Raw genomic sequence first — 22946 nt, forward strand, 5'->3', positions numbered from 1 at the left:
TATTATGCTACAAACAACGTCCCACTTCGGCTACCTGTGCTGGCAACGTTAGGTCTGAATAAATTATCTGAGATCTTCAAGAAGATGGAAGTTGATAAAAGCGGCACTCGAAAAAGAGCCAATCAAATTAAGCCTTATCGCTGTAAAAATCTAATATGTGTTCTTGAATACCCGATGGATATGAAGAACATAGGAACAGTCATTCGAAACGTCAATGCTTTAGGCGTCGAAAAAACCTATATTATTGATCCACGCAACTCACTGCCTGATGAATGGAAGGAAATGAGAGAAAGGAAATCACTCTCAAAACCGTCTGTCTCAGCAATCAAATGGAGCTTTGTAAAGCGATTTGATAGTACCGAAGAATGCCTGGATCATTTGGCGAACAACAGATTTACCTCGATTGTTACCTCTCCTCATGTAAAAGGAAAAGACAACTTTATATTGCATGAGGCCGATTACACTCAGCCAAGATTAGCAGTATGGTTTGGTAACGAATCTAGAGGTATCAGTGATCTTGCAGTCAAAAGTAGCGATTTCTGCGTATCTATTCCAATGTTTGGAATGATAGAAAGCTTAAACCTTGGAACAACTTCTGGGATTGTATTGTATGAAGTTACCAAGCAGCGCCGCGAGTACCAGGAAAAGTATAAGCGAGCCAACCGTGGTACCTGACAGAGCAATTCAGCTGACATCTTGCTTTGTGCATCTTTTGTAGAGTAACTGCACTGCTATTTACGTTCAAAAAGCACACAAAGTAAGCCGCGTCTGATTGCGATGTTAATTCTTACCAAGAACAAAATTCATGATGGATAAATCTGAAGAAGTTATCAACAGGATTAAGGCTATAAAAAGGGTCAGCGTAGCTCTTCCATGAAGAGCTTGACTTACCGATTTACCTTCAATATCGGCTGCTATCGTATATGTTCGTTTTGCCCAAGAAACATTGGCAGTAATAGCCTATTTGATCTTTAAGCTGGAATCGTTTTCAATGAATAAGAATCTACGCTCTCTTCTCTACACATACATCGCATGAATGCTGAATGGGAGGAATATGATGAATTTCCTGAAATAAGGATTCTTTGTGTAGTCTGATTTAGTTTTCACTGGTAAGTAGGCTATTTTTTCGTAAAATAACCATACAAAAATTTAGGTGTTTTTTTCTATACCCTCGTTAAGCGCTAAGGTGATCACTTGCTAGTAACCGTTGCTAGATTCTCATTTCCATATGAAGCCCAGATTGCAAAAGCAAGACTTGAGTCTGAAGGAATAAGCGCCTTCATTGCAGATGAGCACACAGTCAATATGCAGTGGCTATATTCTAATGCTATGGGTGGAGTAAGGCTTCAAGTGTCGGAAAGCGACCTTGATAAAGCCCATGAAATCCTTAAGCAAGACCGTTCCAATCTTGTAGACCAAGAATTAGGCTGTGATGGGGAAAGGAAATGTGAGTCCTGCTCTTCACGAAATATTCAGCCATTTACCAAGGGAAAAAAGCCCGCATTTTTGGTCTTCCTACTCTTGGGTATGCCTCTATTTTTCTACCAACATGGTATTAAGTGCAGGGATTGCGGCCATTTCCAAAAACTTAATAATCACAAGTAATAAGGCATCTGCCCTTTGAGCCTCCGTCTAGCTATCTAGATGAGGACATTCTTTACCCTCTGGTCGTTCGAGTATGATCAATAATACGGGCAAACAGTGACTCAAATAATAGTAAGTGTTCACCGTGATCTCAGCATCCGAAATGAGTCTAAAATTAACGATTATATCAGTGTGATAAGGACGTCCAAATTTATGAGGGTAATAACATATGACCGCCAGTTCTTATTTACCGCAGATAGGCTTAACCGTGACATCCACGCCTAAACCCAAGGTGCCGTTAATAGGGAAAAATAGCTCACAGCAACTAAATTTCAGCGAATTTTCCTGTCTTCTTGGGCAAGGTACAGTTGACTGAGCCATCGCTAACTACCTTAACCCTGCCCAATAACTTCGCTGTCACAAGATGATTGGTGACCCCCTCTTTATGCGCGTAAAGTAAATGACCAGAAAGTACCGATAAGAATAATACCTCCAATACAATTAGTGTTTGTGGGAGCATTATTACTTTAGTGTGCAATAGGAAACCCCCGACGCAAAGGTCAAAACGATGACCAACGTTAATAACTGAGTAAAACGCTGCAACTGACTTAGAGGTGTCAAACTGGCTTATTGCCCACAGTCGACATAGACTTTATCTACATAAGCATCAAATTTCATAGGTAAACTCGATGCCCCTTTGATGGTGTTTTCGATCTCACCCACAGGGTAAAACGAAGGGTTGAAATTGACTTAGGCCTTCCAGAAAAATTCAAAAGCTTAGTACAAATTAGCGAATTTCAACCAATTTTTTAGGTTAAGGCTATTGTTATATAGTTCATCAAGCTTTAAGACTCTGGCTTAAATGACAATATTTTACATACAGAGAAAACCACTATGTGTTTTTCAGCCACAGCATCATTCGGATCAGCAGCTGTCCTTCTTGTTGGCGGTGCTTTGTGCACAAGACACGTTATGAAAAATGATAAAACCTATTTATTACTCGCGATTACCCCTATCCTTTTTGCGTTACAACAAGCCATTGAAGGAGCGGTATGGATTGGGTACAACGAGAACATAATATCATTGATGACACTTTCTTCTATTTTATTTTTATTTTTTGCCTTCTTCTTTTGGCTTACTTGGATACCTATTGTAGCCTATAGCCTTGAAACAAAAAAATGGAAAAGAGTTTTTTTCATTATATTTATCATAATAGGTTTTGTTTTTGGTTTATACCTATGGATACCTGTCCTATTAGAAACAGGGCCAAGGCATTTAATAAAAACAAGTGTATGTGGACATAGCCTGTGCTATGAAGTGTCCGGCGGCGGATTGTTATCCGTTATAGTACGAGATATTATCTATGCCTCGCTTGGTGTTTTATTTTTATTATCGAGCAATCGTCTATTTAGGAAATTTTGGGCACTTGTCATGCTATTCGGTGCTATCACTTTCTTTACTCAACGTGAAACATGGATATCAACCTGGTGTTTCTTTGCTGCACTATCGACCTTATGGATTTATTTTCTATTAAAAAATAACCATAAAACAAACATTAAAAAACAAGCATTATGATTTTAGGGATAAAGCTAACTTGACTGCAAGCGTAAAGGGAAAGACCTCCAAGGAATTTTTTAAGGAGCTAAGACCGCGATGCTTTTGACCTGATGCTTGCTTTCAATATCACATAACGCGTTACTGCATCAGACTATGGTATAGTGCTGACAACACTATACAAGCCAACACCGGCTATTAAAATATTATGAATCTCAAATTTGTTTCGCCGAGCATGAAAAGATTGTTTTTCACTCTGTCAGTTATATTTATTTCCGGATGTGTTTCTACCGCTAACATATATGAGAGAAATACCAAAGCTAATGAACTAGAAGCACAGGCTGAAGACGCCAGAGTAAACAATAATTATTCCATGGCCAAACAGCTGGACAGAAAGGCAGAGAAGCTACGAGAAAAAGACTCTATCAACAAAGAGGATATTGTTGCAGGTATTTTTTCCGAGCTTTTTAAGCGATTGCTCGGAGGAAGCTCTAAAAACGATCAACATGGCTGGCAGTAAAGCAAAGCACTAAAGTAAACCTTTACCAACAAGCATTACGCGGCTCAAGATCTCTATGCCGAGGCTGATGGTATCATCTGATTTGGATCGGCTTATTTTACAGTTAGATATCGATTCTATTTAGCTGGTCACTGTGGTTCTGAGATAGACGAGATCTTATTATCTATGAGAAAGAATACATTAGCCTATGAGGTTTAGAGTGAGTATTTACTGCTTAAAAAACACCCAGCTTTGCTCCAACTAAAAGAAGCCTTCGCAGGGCTGCTAATAGTATGCTTCACACGGGACTAGTTGCCGGTTAGCTTAGTGATAACTATGATCAGCAACTACACCCGAACGCTGCCCGAAGTGTTTAAAAGCCAAATTACCGGAAAACCCGTGCACCCCATACTCTCCATAGAAAACCTGCAGTGCCGCTACGGCGAGCAGGTGGTTATCGAATCAGTTTCCTTTGCTTTACAAGCCGGGGAGATTGCCTGCTTATTGGGCCCCAGCGGCTGCGGCAAAACAACCCTGCTGCACGCCATCGCTGGATTTCAGCCAGTCGTTGCAGGGAATATTCAACTGTCTGGAGAAGTAATCTCTTCTCCCAAAGTAAAGGTTCCAGCGGAGCAGCGGAAAATTGGGGTGGTATTTCAGGACTATGCCCTCTTCCCACACCTCACCGTTGAGCAAAATATTGCCTTCGGTATCCAGTCAATGCCGAAAGGCCAACGGCAATCCCGTACCCAGTCGTTGCTACAGCTAGTACGCCTGAAAGGTTTTGGGCAACAGTATCCGCACCAACTATCCGGTGGTCAGCAGCAGCGTGTCGCTCTGGCTCGGGCACTGGCACCGCGCCCCAAGTTGTTGCTGCTGGATGAACCCTTCTCTAACCTGGATACCGAGCTGCGCCGCAGTCTTGCCGCCGAAGTCCGCCATATACTGCGTGAAGAGAAGATCCCTGCGATTATTGTTACCCACGACCGCCACGAGGCTTTTATTGCTGGAGACAAGCTGGGAGTACTCAGCCAAGGTCAATTACAGCAGTGGGACAGCCCACAGGATACTTATCAGAAGCCAAAGAATTTGGCGGTTGCGAGAATCGTTAGTGAAGGGAACATTATTTCCGGCACTGTCCTGGGCAATGACCTGATCAGCACCCCATTAGGGGAAGTAAATATGCCAACAGCTGCATACGAAAGTGGAGATAGGCTCGAACTGTTTGTGCGCAGTGAGGATATTGCCGCAGGCGAACATCCCGGTGCGGTTATGGCTCAAGTTGTGGAAAAGAATTTTCTCGGCAATCAAGTGAGCTATCGCTTTCAGTTAGCCGCAGGGGAAACTGTCGAGGCCGCTTTGAATACCAATGTTCAAGCGGCTCCCGGTGATAAACTCCCCCTACGTCTCTCCTCTGCGCTGGTGTTTGACCAGGCCCGATAGCAGCTATCAAGACAGGGCGGGCGCTTCAGAGCTCGCCAGGGCTGTGCGCTCCTCACCTCTGCGCCACCCAATGGAACGGCTCAACAAAATCACCGGGATTAATCCTACCAGGACAATCAATAAAGCCCCCAGGGCCGAGCGTTCCAGCATCTCATCAGAAGCAAACTGGTAAACATAAGTCGCCAGGGTGTCAAAGCCGAAGGGGCGCAGAAGCAACGTCGCCGGCAGTTCTTTCATACAATCCACAAAGACCACCAAACCACCCGTTAGCAACCCTGTACGCACCAAGGGGAGGTGCACGGCCCACAGGGTTTGCCAGCTATTGCGCCCCAGAGAGCGGGCAGCCCTATCCATTGATGGGGTTACCTTCTCCAGGCTGGATTCTATGGCCCCAGTAGATACCGCCAGGAAGCGCACCGTGTAGGCAAAAATAATGGCAAAAATACTGCCGCTTAACAGTAGCCCTATGGAGATATCGAAGTGCTCACGTAAAAAAGCGTCGACGGCATTATCAAATGCGGCCAGTGGAATCAGGACTCCAATCGCCAATACCGCCCCGGGCATTGCATAACCCAGCTTGGAAAAGCCGACCAAGAGCCGTACGGACCTTTTGGGTTGCAGTCGCTTACCGTAAGCCAACAGCAAGCCCAGCAGTACGGAGACCAGTGCTGCTGCAATAGACAGTAACAAGCTATTGCTGGCGATCTGTATAAAATCTTCGCTCCAATAGCTGGAAAAGTTACTAAGTGCGTATCCACCCAGAACCAGCAGGGGAATAATAAAACCGGCCACCAACAATAACCCACAGAACAACAGGGCTACACCAGCCCGCCAACCGCACAATACATAACGTTCACGCTGGGAATTTGGCGACTGTACAAAGTGCTTCTGCCTCGCCCGCCCCATTCGCTCCAACGTAATTAACAGAACAACAAAAATCAGGGTGCTACAGGCAATTTGTGCCGCCCCCCCTAAATTACCGCGGCTCAGCCAGGTATCGTAAATCCCAACACTCAAGGTGCGCACCGCAAAGAAGTCGACAGTGCCGAAGTCATTCAGGGTTTCCATCAGCACCAGTGATAAGCCCACCGCAATTGCCGGGCGTGCCATTGGCAGGGATACACGCAAGAAGCTTTGCCAGGGCGTGCAGCCCAATGACCGGCTCGCGGCCCGTATACTGCCGCACTGTTCGATAAAGGCCGCGCGCGCGAGCATATACACATAGGGGAAGAGCACCAGTGACAGCATGGCAATCGCCCCACCCATACTGCGGATCTCAGGGAACCAGTAATCCCTGGCCGTCTGCCAACCAAACCAAGCCCGCAAAGACTTTTGCACTGGGCCCGCGTACTCCAGCAAATCTGTATAGACGTAGGCAATCACATAGGCGGGAACTGCAAACGGCAGTAGCAACGCCCACTCGAACAACCGGCGCCCGGGGAACTGGCACATACTCACCAGCCAAGCGCTGCCAACGCCAGCTATCAACGTTACTAAACCGACACCACCAGCCAGAATCAATGTGGAGGACACATAGTGAAACAGCACCGTGTCTAACAGGTGCGGCCAGATATTTTCTTCAGGGAAAAATGCCAACCAAAAGATAGATAGCACTGGCAGGGCTACCAGTAGGGAAATAGTAGCTACCAGTAGCAGCCAGCGGGACGCTGATAAATTCGCTCGGTTTAGCATGAATTAAGAAATCAAAAGCTCATTATAAAAGAACGGCCCTGGTCTCTCGACAGGGCCGTTCGAATAAGGCTGAGATAGTGCTGTCAATTTACTCGGCAGCAACTCCCATTCAGTTAATCATTCTAAAAGTCAAAGCGTACTTCATCAACCATACGGGAAGCCGCCGGAACGTAGGAACCGATTTCCGTGAGGCTCAGATCGTCTTCTTTAAACTCACCCATATATTCCTTGATCAACTCAGAGCGAGCAGTACCGGGGCGTACAGGGAACTCAAAATTTTTCTCAGCGTAAGCGTATTGAGCATCGGCACCACTGAGGAATTCCAGCAGCTTAACGGCGTTTTCACGGTTGGGGGCATGCTTGGTCAGCGCCGCGCCGGAAATAAACATATGGGTGCCGCGATCTTTCTGGTTAGGGAAGACCAGGTTGACTGACTTGGCCCAATCCACCTGCTCCGGCTGCTCCTTATTGGTAATCATTTTACCGAAGTAGTAGCTGTTACCCAGGGAGAGGTCGCAGACACCTTCGCTAATGGCTTTCACTTGTGCACGGTCATTGCCCTGCGGCTTACGCGCCAGATTCGCTTTCACGCCTTGCAACCACTCTTTGGTTTCTGCTTCACCGTGATGGGCGATCATGGAGGCGATCAGGGACAGGGTGTAGGGGTGCTTGCCGCTGCGGGTACAGATTCGGCCCTTCCACTTGGGGTCTACCAGCTCTTCGTAGCGAGTGATTTCACCGGGTTTAACGCGGTCTTTGGAAGCGTAAATTAAACGCGCTCGGGTTGTCAGGCCGAACCAGTTACCGGCCTTATCACGGAATTGCGCCGGGATATTGTCTTCCAGGATTTCACTGCTTACCGGTTGGGTCAGCTGCTTATTAAGCAAGTCCATCAGACTACTGGTATTGGAAGTCAGAACCAGGTCGGCAGGGCTGTTGCGCCCTTCCCTTTGCAGCCGCTCGTTCAAGCCTTTGCTGGCGTAGACCACTTTGGTCTCAATACCGGTTTTCTCGGTGAACTCCTGCAAGATCGGCTCAATCAGGAAAGGTTGTCGGTAGGAGTAAATATTTACTTGCTCAGCGGCATTGGCCCCAATGGCACCAATCAAACCAACAGTTGCAATCGCTTTTTGAAATAGAGATCTGGTAAACATGGGAGTCCTATCACCCTGGGGTTAATTTGAGAAGCATTCTCATTTGGAAAGGTATTAATGTCAACCTGGAACTTCTATACCCAGCAAAGTCGCAAAATCCCTCCTATGCTTAGATTCAAGCTAGTCACCTGCAGAGTCTCTATGCATTACCTTATTCTGCCACTCGCTCTGGTTTTTGCCTTATCCGGCTGCGACCGCAAGGGCGAGCCACATAAGGCCCAATCATCGGGTAGTGAAGTAACCGCTGGTCAAACAGCCAGCGAGGCAATGAAACAGCCGATTAACCGAAACGCGAGCAGCACGGCGGAAGACCCCACCAATCAACTACAGGCTACCGCTTCGGGTAGTGAAACCATTTGTACACCGGGCTGGTTTACCTGGGTACAGCGGCAAGTGATGGCCCAACAAGATGGCGACCTGAAAAAAATGTACCCATCAGGTCTACCCCCCATTGGCAGTGCAGAGTGGTTTGATGCAATCACCAAGCTGACGGGCGGCAACCTGGCCGATGTAAAGCCCGGCAGCCCGGAGTGGTGTCTAGCAGTTCAGAAACGTCTCAGTCACCCCGGTGACCAGGGCCTGTAAGGCAATCAAAAGGCCAAGTATCTTGCTGAGTAAAAGCGAGATGTAAACCTTCTATTACCCGGTCAATTTTTCAACCGGGTCCGCAAGCGAGGTAGTGAAAAATGAAGTTCTTCAGCAGAATGTTGCTGGCACTAATCGCCGCAACCACGCTACAAGTCGCCATCGCCGACGAGAAACCCCCTCCCGGGGCTATGGCACTCTCTATGGTGCTCACAAAGTTAGAGCAACAGGGGTACACCCCTATTGTGGAGGTAGACCTGGAAAGAGGACGCTGGAAAGTGGAGGCCTACAAGGGCGATCAGAAATACGACCTGATTGTGGATCCTAATTCAGCAGAGGTCCAATCCGAAAAACCCGATAACAGCTGACTCGCATAGTCTGCGATCATTCCTACCAGTCCTCCCCGGATTAGGGATACTCCGGGGAGGGCCTGAATTCATCACAGTTTTTACCAATGTGGTGGCAACTCACGTAACCACAGTGATTATGTCTATTCACTGACGTAATTGGTCAAGCACCGCGAGGATGAATGCGTTAGTCTGGTCTAAGACAAACGCCAAAGGATAATAAAATGACCATCCAGACGCTTACTCGGCAGGATGCAGACAAGGCGCTACTCCAGAACCAGCTAGACAACCAGCGCCGAGCCCATCACGCCAACCCTGTTCCCAGCTATCAGCAGCGTGTTCAAGATCTAAAAACCCTGGCGCGAATGCTGCGTGAACAGCAGGAAGCCATCATTGAAGCCATATGCTGTGACTACGGCAATCGCTCGCGGGAAGAAACCCTGCTATTGGAGATATATCCTGCCCTTTCCGGCATCAAGGATGCCATAAAGAACATCAAGAAATGGATGAAGCCCAGGCGGCGCCATATCGACTTCAAAGCCTACCCCCTGTCAAAAAATACTGTAGTACCTCAACCCCTGGGAGTAGTTGGGGTAATAGTGCCGTGGAACTTCCCCATTAACCTTAGCTTTTCACCTCTAACCAATATCTTTGCCGCAGGCAATCACGCGATGGTAAAGATGTCTACCAACTCCTGTCGGCTTGCTGAGTTGTTAAAAGAGGTTAGCCCCAAATATTTTCCAGAGGAGAAACTCTCTTTTATTGCTGACTATGGTGAAATAGGTCCACTATTTTCCAGCCTAAAATTTGACCACCTAATTTTCACCGGCTCCAGCGCTACTGGGCGGGCCGTGATGCGCTCCGCTGCAGAAAACCTGACTCCAGTCACACTAGAGCTTGGAGGGAAGTCCCCCGCTATCATCGCCCCCGATTTTCCCATCGAAAAAGCTGCGGAGCGTCTGATCCACTGGAAAATGGTCAATGCCGGGCAAATATGTGTCAATGTAGATTATCTCTTCATCCCTGAGAACCAACTGGATACCTTTATTGAGCATGCCAAGCGGGTAATAAAAAAGCACTTCCCCAACTGGCAGAGCCCTGACTATACCTCCATTATTGACAACGCAGCCTACCAGCGCCTGTGGAAAACACTGGATGATGCCGTCGATAAGGGGGCTAAGGTTTACGACCTGAGTGCCGGAGAACTCAAACGAAATGACAGCCTGCGAAAGTTCCCTCCCCATCTATTAATCAACGTAAATCGGGACATGCTGGCAATGCAGCGGGAAATTTTTGGCCCGCTTCTGCCAATTATGACCTATTCAAGGCCTGAAGAAGTCATTGACTATATCAATGCTCAGCCACGACCACTGGCAATTTATCCCTACACGAACGATAAGAACCTGCAAAATCGCTATATTGAGCAAATTATGTCTGGCGGTGTGTCGATAAATAACTGTGTATTACATGTTGGACAGCACGATATTCCATTTGGCGGGGTTGGGGAAAGTGGCATGGGTCATTACCACGGTTACGAAGGCTTCCTTACCTTCTCCAAATTGCGCCCCATCTACCAACAGGGACCAATCGACCTATTGAAATTAATGCGCCCCCCCTATGGAAAACTTTCCAATAAACTATTGAACCTTATGCTCAAGATGACCCGATAAAATTAGGTACTGGAAAGCATAATCGTATTTAAAAATAATAACCCGGCGAACCCATACGCCGGGTTATTATTTTCGATTCATTCAAACATTTAATTAAAATCACTGGCGTAATGATCATCCACCGTCCACACTAAAAACATGGCTTAGTTGTAGTGTGGAGCCTCGCGTGAGTTTTATTGTAACGGTCATGCTCGTTAGTAATTTGACAAACCCCATTCCCCCAGGGCTAGACCCGAACAAACCCGCCCCAATCTATGATAGCCCCGATCTTTACGGAGCAACGCCTTCGGTTATTGCTCTAGATCCATCGACTATTAGGGCAAAACTCTACAATCTGGGGTTTAAGCCTATAACCAGTATGCGCTTCGTGGGGGGGCGCTGGAAGATTCAAGCAGTTTACCAGGGCGAGCTCCGAGCCCTGGAAGTAAACCCAGATAATGGGATTATTTTTGCAGATCGACCAGCCAAATAGGTAACAAGAAAATCCTGAACGAACTTTATGAAAAAAGGAAAAATATTAATACTCGGAGCAGGCTCCATTGGATCATACCTAGCGGCAAAATTTTTCCGGGCAAACTATCATGTAGATGTCATAGGTAGAAAAGCGGATAGAATTGGAGAATATCTCCTCATCAACTCTAAGAGATATGACTTCCCGCCCACCTCAAAAGAGATCAGCGCACAATCATCCTATGACTTTGTTTTTTTAACATGCAAAATCTATGACCTAAAGAAAAACCTCATCAATTTAAGCAAGACAAGCCCAAAATCAAAAATTATTATTCTATTACAAAACTGCCTTTTTGATATCTCAGAGTTTGAACACACTTATCAGAAAGACTTCACGAGTGTCTTGGTATATGACGGCTTCAATCTGAACAACAATAAACTGAAGCATACAAAAGGTTCTGGGTTTCTCGTTGGAAATGACAAATATTCAGAAAGCTTACTACAGCTATTCAAAAACTCACTTATCGAGACCAGAACAACCAGTAACATAGTACAGCATCGTGTTGAAAAGACTATCTTCAATTGCACAACAAATATATTTTCTGCCACCTATTCAAGAACCCTCAGGGAGCTTTTTGCAGACGACGAAATAACCAAGCACATGAAAAATGTACTTTATGAATCCTACGAAGTTCTCTCAAAAGAGATTGAGATCAATCAAGACAAACAAGAGATGTGGAAAAAACTCACCCTACAAGCCAAAAACCTGGATCATTATACTTCAACCCACCAGGATGTTAGAGAAAATAAAGTTACTGAGCTTTCCTATTTGAATGGTTTTATTATTAAATTAGGCCGTAGAGTAGGAGTTGCCACTCCTTACAACATTGAGGCCGTGAATAATTTTAAGAGAAAGCATCCTAACTTATATTGAGATTATCCAGCTGTCCGCCCCAAACTCCCAACTGGCCTTATAGTAGAGTATTTAAATAGGCCTACGACTTTATACTGACCATGAAGAAGCATATTTAACTATACCGCTAGGGCCCAGTATGGTTTACCTTCAATCTAGTAGCAGCACTAAAACCAAAGACAAATATGATCAATAAATCGAATTCCGATATTGAAGAGGTGTCACCCCTTTCCATCCTCGGTAAGCGCGTATAAATGAATTAGGCTCCTTAAATCCTAGCATAAAGGAAATTTCTCCCAGATGGAGATTAGACTTAGAGAGATAGTGATCAGCCAAACTTACCCTAATCTCCTGTAAGACAGACTGAAAAGTGTGATTTTCCTCCCCAAGTTTTCTCTGTAAAGTTCTTTTGCTGATCATTAAACGCTCAGATACAGCCTCAATAGAGCTCTCACCAGCTGGCAATAACTCCATTAACACGGACCCGACCCGCTCTCCCATTGTGGCTTCGCTGCCCAGATCCTTTAGCTGTTGACTCAATTTACCTTCAAAGAAATCCCACATAGGGGCATTGGCAGTCAGAAACGGTTTTTGTGCATCTTGTGCTGAGAAGCAAATTCTCACCCGGTCTGATTTCTTAATTGAGCAACCAAAGAACATCTGATAAGGCGTTTGGTCTTCCGGTAACTGCGGTAGAGCCAATTCCAAAGGTTGAATTTTATCCCGGGTTCCCAATCGAGCCAGGCGGATATAGAAAATTAATTCACTCAATCCCAAAGCTGTGGGGATAATTTCATCACTGCCATAGCACTCTAAATTAAGCCTTGTGTACTTATCAGTAATATCCAAGTGCAATTCCATTGGTCCAATCAATGGTTTGTACTGCTGTATCCGCAATAAAGCTTGATTCAGGTTTTCGCTGCAAAGGCTCGCAAACACAGGGGGATCAAATGTTTCAGCCGTAAGATGCTCTGCCAATAAGAGCGGCAGTGGCTTATCCTTCGAAGCCTGGTCAATACCACACCAGAAGCGGAAATATTCCACCGGAGTCAGTGTCACAGACTCCCGCTGTAATAAATCCGCAGGTAACCCGGCATAGGCCAGAGCCAGCGCTGTATCGATATTCATATCGTGTAATATCAACTTCCAGCTGGGAGGTACCAAAAATTTAGCTGCACGCCTGATCATTACCGGGCCTTCCTACAATTAAGACTTTTCCATCGTCTGACGGGAAAACTTCAGTAGCATTTTACGAGGCAATAAAGGCATTATCCAATTCAGAAACAACTTTAGCCGCGTCTCATTAAAAGCAACCAGATCGCCACGCTCCATGGCCTGATAACCACATCTGGCAACAGACTCAGCTGAGCGGGCATTCTTCCAAATATCGACACCCTGAAGATCACCTGCCGCGACGAATCCTGTTGCAACAGCGCCGGGGCACAAAGCGGTTACTGTCACACCTGTGCCGTTCAGCTCCTCAGCCAGTGCCTGGCTGAATGAAGTTACATAGGCTTTAGTTGCGTAGTAAACCGCCTGTAAAGGGCCAGGAATAAAAGAGGCTGTAGATGAGACATTAAGGATATGCCCGCTATTTCGGGCAACCATACCCTTTAAATACAGATGGGTGAGATTGGTAAGGGAAATCATATTTACCTGCATCATACTCTGCTCAGCTTCCAAGTCCCGCTGATGAAAAAGGCCATGACCACCAAAACCCGCATTGTTGATCAGGGTACCAACCTCCACATTCGCACCTTGGGTTCGCTCAAAAATTCTCTGTGCGGACAACGGGTCAGATAGATCTTCAGCAATTACCATTGCTTGGACACCAAACTCTTTCTCCAGCTGCTGCTTGAGTGATAAAAGCTTCCCCTCAGACCGAGCAACCAGAACCAGGTTGCCACCTTTAGCCGCATGTATCTTGGCCAACTCCAGACCAATACCACCAGAGGCTCCTGTGATAAGTGCCGCTTCCATCAAATTGTCTCCCAAGTGTTAATCTTAGAATCAGTATATATACTAAAGACGCCAGCCAAGAATCCGATTGTGCCGGTTGGCTATCCAAACATGCCATCGCTCAAAGGGATAGTTTCAACTTATCTAAGATTTTTTCAGAAGCGATGAAATAAGCTCGAGATCTCGTTTCTCGTATTAAGGGTATTGAAATCGCAACCCCAGAACTTGAGAGACGCTACTTTTGGGTAAAGACGGAATAATTTCCTAGGATAGCTTTCACTAGCGGTGACCATTGCCCTCGTATATACCATACCTATTAAAATTCAGTGTATTCAGGCTACCGTTACTTATTATTTTTGATGCTGTGACTTTATGGTCGCGTCACTGTCCACTCTGGAGACTAAGAACCTCTACCTCAATTGAGTCATATACTGTGACTCCGTAAACCCAGCGTTCTAACATTCATACACTGATTACACCAGCCTGGGCTTAAACAACAGGGTATTCTCTTGGTACTTGATTTATATAGCATTGATATTACAAGGGGCATGAAGCACACTTAACACACAATTTAAGACGCAGTTTTAGCCTAACAACTGTTTTTTTGCTAGTGTTCTCCACATGCAAGAATCTAGAAAGACTTCACTACTCCCAACCCTTCAGTATGGTGTAAAAATAGCATTTATCACTTTTAAATTAATTATGTTCATGTCTAAAAGGCTGAAAGTTCCTGGCAACATTTAGTTACCCTTTAATATTCACCATGCACACATGACTTAGCCTGAGATAAATCAAAAACTTAAAAAATCAATTTAAAGAACTCGATCAACAAGTAACTGGCAACCAAAACTATTTACCAGCTAAAGATATATGCGAATCTTTATAATAGAAGACGACATCAAATTAAGCCATTACCTTCACAAGGGCCTCAACCAGGAAGGGCATAGTGTAGAGCTATGCCATGATGGAAAAACAGGATTAATTCAAGCTAGCACCGAAAATTTTGATGCAATCATCCTTGACCGAATGCTTCCTGGTATGGATGGGCTAAAGCTATTAAGGTCCCTGAGGGGAATGGAAATCAGTACACCAGTTTTAATGCTAAGTAACCTTGGAGACGTTGACCATCGCGTTGAAGGTTTACGTAGTGGATGTGATGACTACCTTTCCAAACCTTTTTCTTTTACGGAGCTTTTAGCCAGAGTCGAAGTCATTAGTAGGCGCCAACCTCAGTCCAATACCTATGAAACCCTTATTGTTTCAGACCTTGAGCTCAATCTCTTAACAAGAAAGGCACAACGCAGAGGCCGTAGTATTGAGCTATTAACCCAAGAATTCAAACTCCTAGAATATCTTATGAGACATGAAGGTCAAATTATTACAAAAACAATGCTTTTGGAGCAAGTCTGGGACCTTCATTTTGACCCCAAGACCAATGTAGTAGAAGTACACGTAAGCAGACTGAGAAAGAAAGTTGACCAATCCCAGGATAGGCCTCTTATTCACACAGTAAGGGGGGCCGGTTATGTCCTTCATGAAAAAAATTAAGCTACATAAAAGCTCTAGTTTCAGACTGGCAATTATTACATTCAGCTGCGTCTGCCTTAGCTCCAGTATTTCACTGGCAAGCATCTATTTACTCACAAAGCAATCCTTGACAAATCCAACATTTCATAAAGTTGAAAATATAACAAAAGAATCTATTGCGGCAATCAATGACCTAGAGTTTTTTCACCCCGACCTTTTCCCAAACTTCCAAAATGTAAAACCTAGAAATTTTATTAACAACCACGCTTCACCATCAAAATTTACTAGCGATTACACACACCATTTCAAACACCTTTTAAGTAAAAGCAGCTTAAGTCAGCAAGAGAAACTTGCTATTCAAGGGCGATTATTCGCACTGGGAGAGGACATAACCCCACCTCTAGAAAAGATTCCGGCCAACTTAATCTGGTATCTGCTTAACAGCGAATTTCCCGAAGATTTTCACGATTATGTAGACCAGATTACTGATGAACGATTTAGCCATTGGCCCCAATACCATAAAAAACGTCACATAGATACAACACTACTTACAAAATATTATATTGAAACTGAGTATTTTTTAGATACAGAGGACCTCTGTGTACAGCTTCAGGATAGAAAGGGAAATATTATACTCAGCAATATCGAAGGAACTTCTCCACAAAGCACTAATTATAAGTCTACATACACAGCAACCTACAATCCAGACTCTACATTTTCTCAAGAACATGAACAACACATATGCCTAGCAAAATCTTCTCAACTTAGTGATGGAGGAGAACTCATACTGGGAAGGGATTTCACCCAAGAATTTCACTTATTGAAAAACCTTAACTCAGCTATTTTTTATGGGCTTTTGATCACTACAATTATTAGTCTAATTTGTGGATATCTTGTATCTAGGCAATCAGTCAGAAGAATAAGCGAGATCAACAAAGTATGCCGCCAAATTATGTCTGGCGATCTGGACAGACGGATCCCATATAATAGTAATGGTGGAGACTATGATCAATTATCTATACATATCAATACAATGCTGGACAAAATTCAACAGTTGATGATGGGGATAAAGCAGGTTTCCGACAACATTGCCCATGACCTAAAGTCCCCACTTTCTCGGCTACGAGGCCAGCTAGAACTATTATTGCATATAGAAAAACCAGATAAAGATACCATCGAAGCCATTATTAATGAAAATGACAAAATCATAGAGTGCTTTAATGCATTACTCAGGATCTCACAAATTGAGCAAGGAACGAAAAGGTCAGAATTTCGACACTTTTCACTACACAAACTCCTTAAAACCCTAATAGAAGTCTATGAACCGACTTTTCATGATCAGGGAATACTTCCATCCATCACTTTAGATGATGAGCAGCATATGATTTTTGGGGATAAAAACCAATGGTCTCAGTCTATTGCAAATCTATTTGATAATATAATTAAGTACGCACCAGGAAGTGGCATTCTGGATATTAGGCTTTCAGCCCAATCTCAGCAGGGTAGAGATTATCTTCGTCTGCAGCTACACGATAACGGTCCAGGAATTCCAGAAGATGATCAAAAAAAGGTCTTTGAACGATTCTACCGGTTGGAATCGCATAGGCATACAAAAGGCAACGGGCTTGGATTAAGTCTTGTTTTAGCTGTTTGCAACTTACACAAAGCCAAGATTCATTTAGCTAACTGCAATGGACTAAAGATACAGATAGTTATCCCATCAATCACAGAACCACATTCCGCCCATCCTTTAAGTTCTCAAGAAAGCAAGCCCACTAAATTATATTGAGTGTTTATCTGTAAGAGGAAAATAAAAAATTATTTATAGTTAATCTCCACTTACAAAGCAGAATTGCCATACTATTGTATGGCAATTCCTCTTATTCTTAAAATATAACAACCAACAAGAAGGTTAACTCTCACCAACAGAATCACGAATAATTTCAATGGATGAATCCATGGTCGCCGTTACAGGCAACCATATAATCAAAGTCTGAGATCCATCAGTATCTCTGATAATACCCAATTTTACATCGGATAATGCTTTGCCATTGAATTTTACTTTCGGAGTTTTACTTGTTCCCCATTGGCGAATAATTAGTGATGGGTTTACCAAAGGACTACTATCATTAGCTTTTACCAGCAAAGAAATATCTCCTGATATCCCATCTGATGTCAGGCTATAGGCTCTTTCATCTGTGATAAAAGTAATTGCATTGTCCTTAACACCTTGAACCGCATCTATGACAGGTGGAGAAATCCATGAACTTGCCAAGTCTTGTAAATCAACCGGTGTTCCCTGAGTAAATCCATACATCATAGATCCAGAACCATATTCAAAGGCCTCTAGATTACCAACCGCAAAGTGAGAAACTCTATCATTGGCAACGGAGAATCGACCATCGGAAGGAATTTGAGCTATTGGCCAATGATTCCAAGGGCCTGCAAACGGAAAAATACCTCCCAGGAAATCTATATGCTCTGAACTCTCCTCATTAGCAGAGGGAAAAAAACCACCAGCCTGACTTACTCCAAAGACCTTCCAGTTTGTTTGGCTATTGAGCACCGCAATATTACCGGGCAAAGGGCTGGGGTCTGCTCCATCACTAGGTCTGTCTAAGGATATAGGATAAATTATATCAGAGGAGTCCCCCTTAAGCCCCGCAATCGAAACTGCATTATAATTCAGGAAGTCCTCAGCCTTTTGACCAGGTCCTAGTAACCATTGGAAGTCCTGGTAAAATTCTACTCCACCTTCATCAGCTGCAGGATGGTAAAAAACATCCCGGATTGCCACCCCATCGGGATAAATTGTGTGAACCTCATCAATATAAGCAGTATCCATAACGAGTAAATCAAATACATCTGCAGCAGCATAACGCCAGTGAACCTTAACCCTTGCAGGAGTATTTTCAATCATGCGAACATGGGTTCGTAGAGCCGCCTTATCAGACATGTGTTCAGCCAAAGAAACAATTGGATTGACTGAAACTGGAGTTTCAGGATCATCTGGATCTGGAATCACTAACTCCACACTTTGATCAGACATCCACCGATTATCCGTCACCAAGTTCATGCCGTGTGATGTTCCTCGCCAATATACATAGCTAATCGGCTTATTATCGAACCGGACTACAATATCTTCGTTGTCCGTAACCCTCCATAGGTTATCCCAAGCATCATGAAAGTCTAACTTTGTATAAATTCCACCAAACTTCTGAGGGTATTTTTCCAAGTCTGGCAATTGCCGCTTTGTAAAACTAGGATCTGGAGCTTTCTTTTGTGCTAATAAAAAACCATTGTAACTATCATAAAAATCCTTAGATGTCAGAGAGCGCTTATAAATGGCAACTTCGTCTATTGCCCCCTCAATACCGAATATACTGGAGAAGTGATTGAATTCATTTAATTCACTCTCCCGAACCCCATCGGTTGCCGGTAAAGGTGAATTATTCATCCCCACAATCATTGGCATATCTGGAGTCGAAAGATTGACATCATAAGGTTGACTCTTATCTAAAACACCATTGATATAGAGTGATAAATTCTTTTCTGCAGAAACACCAACATGAACCCACTGATTAACTGGGATTACGCTATCAGAGATTAAAGTTTTTCCATTTACCGTAAAAAGGAGTTTACCATCAGAACTTACTCCAAAATAATACCCCTCATTTCCCATATTATCTGACTGGTGAATGATAGGGGCGTTATTCCATGGATAAGCGGCTAGATTAACCCAGGCTTCAATGGAAAGAGCCTCCTTAAATATGGGTGCCTCATCCTGCGCGACCACCACTGCTGATCTATAACCGTCAAAAAAAAGGGCCGAACCAGACACACCAGCGACCCAATCTCCTCCGTGGCTATCAATATATCCAGTCACTGATTTCAAGCTCTCAACAGTACTCGTGCCCTTACCCTCATCAAACTTCCAATGAGCCACTGGCAAGCCAGGGGGAGTATAATTGACTATCGCATTTCCATTACCCTGAGACACATCTGCCTGTAGCTCTCCAGACTTATTTTGTACATCAGCTATGCCATTTTCCGTGAGACGCATAGTTTGAATAATGGCCCCTCTACGCACATCCCAGTCTGTGATGGTATCAGTGCCTGGCCGGTATAACCTGGTTACATTGCCATCTCGAGTAATCGTATAAATCTCATGGACTACCCCTTCGGGATCTCGCCCCATTTTCGCATTAGCTTTCGGGAAGTAACGCCAATGAATAACAACCTTTTCATCTGACTGCTCTAAGATACGAACATAAGAAAAGTCATTTGATTTATCAAAGCGAGTATTGGCATCACTCGAAATATCAGCCAAATGTGCTACAGGATTAGAATTGTTTCCAAAATGCCAGACAGGCCGGTAACTATGATCACGAGCAAAAACAAGCTTACCTTTCCCTTCAAGGTTCACAATGATGTCAGCATAAGGCCCTGTGATCTTTTCCGGAATATCTACTGAGTTGACACGGGTATAGTGCGCAAAAAAACCAGCCGACGCTTGGCTTAAGTCTACTTGCGAACTCCTGGATTCTAACGCCTGCCCCTCTCCAGAGCCCCCCGAATCCTTGCAGCCTAGTACTGCAAGACAGGCAGCTAGTACAAGATTACCTTTTGATAGCAACATATCTGCTCTTTCCTCCCATTTACTGAAAGGGAAGTCTAAAAGGGCATGCTAACCCTTTGCTGGACTGAACATTAAATATATGTAATGTTTCTCCTCCAAATTAGTATCAATTACTTATATATCGAGTCCTTGCCGACCTATATCATCATCCTTGTTACAATCCAGAAAGTAATAAACAAAAACAATCAGAGGATTATTTTCAAAAGAAAGGGCTATCTCCTCAATTACCTATTTCACCAAATAAGGATATAGATCTTAAACACACTGCACAGAAATAAGCCGAGAGTTAACCTAACCTAAGCGGCAATTGGCCCATTTGAAAGTCTGAAACAATGAAAAAACCCGAAAGTTATTTAAAACTTAAAATATTTTTTCTTATCTCTCTATTAGCAGTAGGAACTTTTTTATTAGTAGCGCAAAAGACGCAAACTGATCAAAAACACCAGAAAATTCTCTCCGTGCTTTTTATTGGTAATAGCTACACTCGCCCGCTTCCTACAATGATCCAGTCAATCGTTAAAATTAATGGGACACATATCACCTATAGATCCTTAACCCCAGGTGGATGGACCTTGCGAAAACATTCTGAGTCTGAAGAGACGTTAGAAGCTATTCATGAGAGAAAATGGGACTTTGTAGTGCTTCAGGAACAGAGCCAGCTTCCATCTTTTCCTGAAGAACAGAGACGAAAAGAGATTTATCCCTACGCGAAAAAACTGACGGATGAGATTCGAAAAGCTGGAGCCACCCCTCTGCTCTTTCTAACCTGGGGACGCAAACATGGAGATATTCAAAATATTCCTGACGATACTCGCAGCAAAATGCAAACTCGTCTGCTAGAAGGCTACCAAAATATAGCTAAAACAACATTCTCAGAAATCGTTCCAGTCGGCCTTGCGTGGGAGGCAATTCACTCTTTAGATAAAAACATCGACCTTTACACTCATGATGGAAGCCATCCCAACCGTAATGGTGTCTATCTATCTTCTTTAGTCTTTGCTTTCCATCTAGTAGGCTTATCGCAGTTAAATACTCCTCCTATCACGGGTATTCCCGAAGAAACAGCAGAGTTACTTGCACAACAAGCAAAGGCACTCACATTGAGTCCATAAACTTTTCCCAAGTCTAACCATCATTGGGAATATCCAGGCATGCTTCGACTCGTCACAGCAGCTATCTAGCATTTTGTTCTGGACAAAAAAAAGCCCCGCAATTGCGGGGCTTTTTAGATAGGCTGTTAGGCCGGCTTACATCATGCCGCCCATACCGCCCATGCCACCCATACCGCTCATGTCAGGAGCAGCCGGCTTGTCTTCCGGGATCTCAGCAACCATAGCTTCGGTGGTGATCATCAGACCAGCAATAGAAGCTGCCGCTTGCAGTGCAGAACGGGTTACTTTAGCAGGGTCCAGGATGCCCATTTCCAGCATGTCACCGTATTCGCCGGTAGCAGCGTTGTAACCGAAGTTGCCTTCGCCTTGCTTGATCTTATCAACAACTACAGAAGCTTCATCACCAGCGTTGGCAACGATTTGACGCAGAGGCATTTCCATAGCGCGCAGGGCTGCAGCGATGCCGTGGTTCTGGTCTTCGTTGTCACCAGTTACAGAGATAGCCTGAGTAGCGCGAACCAGAGCGGTACCACCGCCAGGTACTACGCCTTCCTCTACTGCAGCGCGGGTAGCGTGCAGAGCGTCTTCTACGCGAGCTTTCTTCTCTTTCATTTCCACTTCAGTAGCGGCGCCTACTTTGATTACTGCAACACCGCCAGCCAGTTTGGCTACGCGCTCTTGCAGCTTCTCTTTATCGTAGTCGGAAGAGGACTCTTCGATCTGTGCACGGATCTGGCCAACGCGAGCTTCGATGTCTTTAACATCACCAGCGCCATCAACGATTACAGTGTTTTCTTTGGACAGGGTTACACGCTTAGCAGTACCCAGGTGCTCCAGAGTAGTACCTTCCAGCTCCAGACCAACTTCTTCAGAGATTACGGTGCCGCCAGTCAGGATAGCGATGTCCTGCAGCATGGCTTTACGACGGTCGCCGAAGCCAGGAGCTTTAACAGCAGCAACTTTAACGATGCCGCGCATGCTGTTTACAACCAGAGTTGCCAGCGCTTCGCCTTCTACGTCTTCAGCGATGATAAGCAGCGGCTTGGAAGCCTTAGCTACTTGCTCCAGCAAGGGCAGTAGGTCGCGGATGTTGGAGATTTTCTTGTCTACCAGCAGGATGAAAGGGCTATCCAGCTCAGCAGTCATGTTTTCTTGGTTGGTGATGAAGTAAGGAGACAGGTAGCCGCGGTCGAACTGCATACCTTCTACTACGTCCAGCTCGTTTTCCAGGCCAGAACCTTCTTCAACAGTGATAACGCCTTCTTTGCCCACTTTTTCCATGGCTTCGGCGATGATGGTACCAACGCTCTCGTCGCTGTTAGCGGAGATAGTACCTACCTGAGCGATAGACTTGGTGTCTGCACAAGGAGTGGACAGACCAGCGATGTGGTTGACCGCTGCGGTTACCGCTTTGTCGATACCGCGCTTCAGATCCATCGGGTTAAAGCCAGCGGCTACGGATTTCAGACCTTCGGTTACGATAGCCTGGGCCAGAACGGTAGCGGTGGTGGTGCCGTCACCGGCAGTGTCAGAAGCTTTGGAAGCAACTTCCTTCACCATCTGCGCGCCCATGTTTTCGAACTTGTCTTTCAGTTCGATTTCTTTTGCTACGGAAACACCGTCTTTGGTTACGGTAGGTGCACCGAAGGACTTGTCCAGAACTACGTTGCGGCCTTTAGGACCCAGGGTAGTTTTAACGGCGTCTGCCAGGATGTTTACGCCTTTCAGCATTTTCTGACGAGCGTCGTCACCAAAAATTACGTCTTTAGCTGCCATGATTCTTATTCCTCAAATTCTTTTTGCGAGTAAAGTTAAAGG

19 protein-coding genes are annotated in these 22946 nt (G+C 44.7%); 13 read left to right on the forward strand and 6 right to left on the reverse strand.

The window, feature by feature from the left end:
• The first annotated feature begins 84 nt into the window (after window positions 1-84).
• From ACJJIV_RS05200 to ACJJIV_RS05220, 5 genes are all read left to right on the forward strand, one after another.
• Window positions 85-675 (forward strand): TrmH family RNA methyltransferase, encoded by a 591-nt coding sequence (locus ACJJIV_RS05200; protein ID WP_444891002.1) that lies wholly within the window; start codon window positions 85-87, stop codon window positions 673-675.
• A 519-nt stretch (window positions 676-1194) separates the two neighbouring features.
• On the forward strand, window positions 1195-1605 hold the full coding sequence (locus tag ACJJIV_RS05205) for a putative signal transducing protein (RefSeq protein WP_444891003.1): 411 nt from the start codon (window positions 1195-1197) through the stop codon (window positions 1603-1605).
• Between the two features lie 873 nt (window positions 1606-2478).
• The gene (locus ACJJIV_RS05210) at window positions 2479-3159 is read left to right on the forward strand and encodes a DUF6629 family protein (protein ID WP_444891004.1); all 681 of its coding nucleotides are present in this window, start codon (window positions 2479-2481) and stop codon (window positions 3157-3159) included.
• Window positions 3160-3346: 187 nt separating this feature from the next.
• Window positions 3347-3658 (forward strand): hypothetical protein, encoded by a 312-nt coding sequence (locus ACJJIV_RS05215; protein WP_444891005.1) that lies wholly within the window; start codon window positions 3347-3349, stop codon window positions 3656-3658.
• A gap of 315 nt (window positions 3659-3973) precedes the next feature.
• Entirely contained in the window at window positions 3974-5080 is a 1107-nt protein-coding gene (locus tag ACJJIV_RS05220) for an ABC transporter ATP-binding protein (RefSeq protein ID WP_444891006.1), read from the forward strand.
• A gap of 6 nt (window positions 5081-5086) precedes the next feature.
• Here the strand turns inward: ACJJIV_RS05220 and ACJJIV_RS05225 are convergent, their stop codons facing one another.
• Complete coding sequence (locus ACJJIV_RS05225) at window positions 5087-6772, reverse strand: ABC transporter permease (RefSeq protein WP_444891007.1); 1686 nt, start codon at window positions 6770-6772, stop codon at window positions 5087-5089.
• Between the two features lie 122 nt (window positions 6773-6894).
• Complete coding sequence (locus ACJJIV_RS05230) at window positions 6895-7926, reverse strand: Fe(3+) ABC transporter substrate-binding protein (RefSeq protein ID WP_444885753.1); 1032 nt, start codon at window positions 7924-7926, stop codon at window positions 6895-6897.
• Window positions 7927-8067: 141 nt separating this feature from the next.
• On the opposite strand from ACJJIV_RS05230, the gene ACJJIV_RS05235 reads away from it, so the two are divergent.
• From ACJJIV_RS05235 to ACJJIV_RS05255, 5 genes are all read left to right on the forward strand, one after another.
• A complete protein-coding gene (locus ACJJIV_RS05235; RefSeq protein WP_444891008.1) occupies window positions 8068-8511 on the forward strand; it encodes a hypothetical protein in 444 nt (147 codons plus the stop codon).
• A gap of 101 nt (window positions 8512-8612) precedes the next feature.
• Complete coding sequence (locus ACJJIV_RS05240; protein ID WP_252084977.1) at window positions 8613-8879, forward strand: PepSY domain-containing protein; 267 nt, start codon at window positions 8613-8615, stop codon at window positions 8877-8879.
• A gap of 203 nt (window positions 8880-9082) precedes the next feature.
• The gene (locus ACJJIV_RS05245; RefSeq protein WP_444891009.1) at window positions 9083-10528 is read left to right on the forward strand and encodes a coniferyl aldehyde dehydrogenase; all 1446 of its coding nucleotides are present in this window, start codon (window positions 9083-9085) and stop codon (window positions 10526-10528) included.
• Window positions 10529-10694: 166 nt separating this feature from the next.
• Window positions 10695-11000 (forward strand): hypothetical protein, encoded by a 306-nt coding sequence (locus tag ACJJIV_RS05250; RefSeq protein ID WP_444888307.1) that lies wholly within the window; start codon window positions 10695-10697, stop codon window positions 10998-11000.
• 27 nt (window positions 11001-11027) lie between these two features.
• Entirely contained in the window at window positions 11028-11912 is an 885-nt protein-coding gene (locus tag ACJJIV_RS05255) for a ketopantoate reductase family protein (RefSeq protein ID WP_444891010.1), read from the forward strand.
• 168 nt (window positions 11913-12080) lie between these two features.
• Here the strand turns inward: ACJJIV_RS05255 and ACJJIV_RS05260 are convergent, their stop codons facing one another.
• Together ACJJIV_RS05260 and ACJJIV_RS05265 are read right to left on the reverse strand one after the other, a co-directional pair.
• A complete protein-coding gene (locus tag ACJJIV_RS05260) occupies window positions 12081-13079 on the reverse strand; it encodes a helix-turn-helix transcriptional regulator (RefSeq protein ID WP_252084973.1) in 999 nt (332 codons plus the stop codon).
• A gap of 18 nt (window positions 13080-13097) precedes the next feature.
• Window positions 13098-13871 carry an SDR family NAD(P)-dependent oxidoreductase gene (locus ACJJIV_RS05265; protein WP_444891011.1) on the reverse strand — a complete coding sequence of 258 codons (774 nt, stop codon included), beginning with the start codon at window positions 13869-13871 and terminating at the stop codon, window positions 13098-13100.
• A gap of 849 nt (window positions 13872-14720) precedes the next feature.
• On the opposite strand from ACJJIV_RS05265, the gene ACJJIV_RS05270 reads away from it, so the two are divergent.
• Window positions 14721-15398, forward strand: a complete 678-nt coding sequence (locus tag ACJJIV_RS05270) for a winged helix-turn-helix domain-containing protein (RefSeq protein WP_444891012.1) — start codon at window positions 14721-14723, stop codon at window positions 15396-15398.
• Window positions 15376-17166 (forward strand): sensor histidine kinase, encoded by a 1791-nt coding sequence (locus tag ACJJIV_RS05275; protein ID WP_444891013.1) that lies wholly within the window; start codon window positions 15376-15378, stop codon window positions 17164-17166. The genes ACJJIV_RS05270 and ACJJIV_RS05275 overlap by 23 nt, the downstream gene beginning before the upstream one ends.
• Window positions 17167-17289: 123 nt before the next feature.
• Here the strand turns inward: ACJJIV_RS05275 and ACJJIV_RS05280 are convergent, their stop codons facing one another.
• Window positions 17290-20016, reverse strand: coding sequence for a LamG domain-containing protein (locus ACJJIV_RS05280; RefSeq protein WP_444891014.1), 2727 nt, complete (start codon window positions 20014-20016; stop codon window positions 17290-17292).
• 332 nt (window positions 20017-20348) lie between these two features.
• Between ACJJIV_RS05280 and ACJJIV_RS05285 the strand changes: the two genes are divergently transcribed.
• On the forward strand, window positions 20349-21128 hold the full coding sequence (locus ACJJIV_RS05285) for a DUF4886 domain-containing protein (protein ID WP_444891015.1): 780 nt from the start codon (window positions 20349-20351) through the stop codon (window positions 21126-21128).
• Between the two features lie 135 nt (window positions 21129-21263).
• Here ACJJIV_RS05285 and groL read toward each other — a convergent pair whose 3' ends face one another.
• On the reverse strand, window positions 21264-22904 hold the full coding sequence (gene groL, locus ACJJIV_RS05290; protein WP_252084967.1) for a chaperonin GroEL: 1641 nt from the start codon (window positions 22902-22904) through the stop codon (window positions 21264-21266).
• Between the last annotated feature and the right edge of the window lie 42 nt (window positions 22905-22946).

Source organism: Microbulbifer mixtoriginis (SeqCode), from assembly GCF_052466765.1.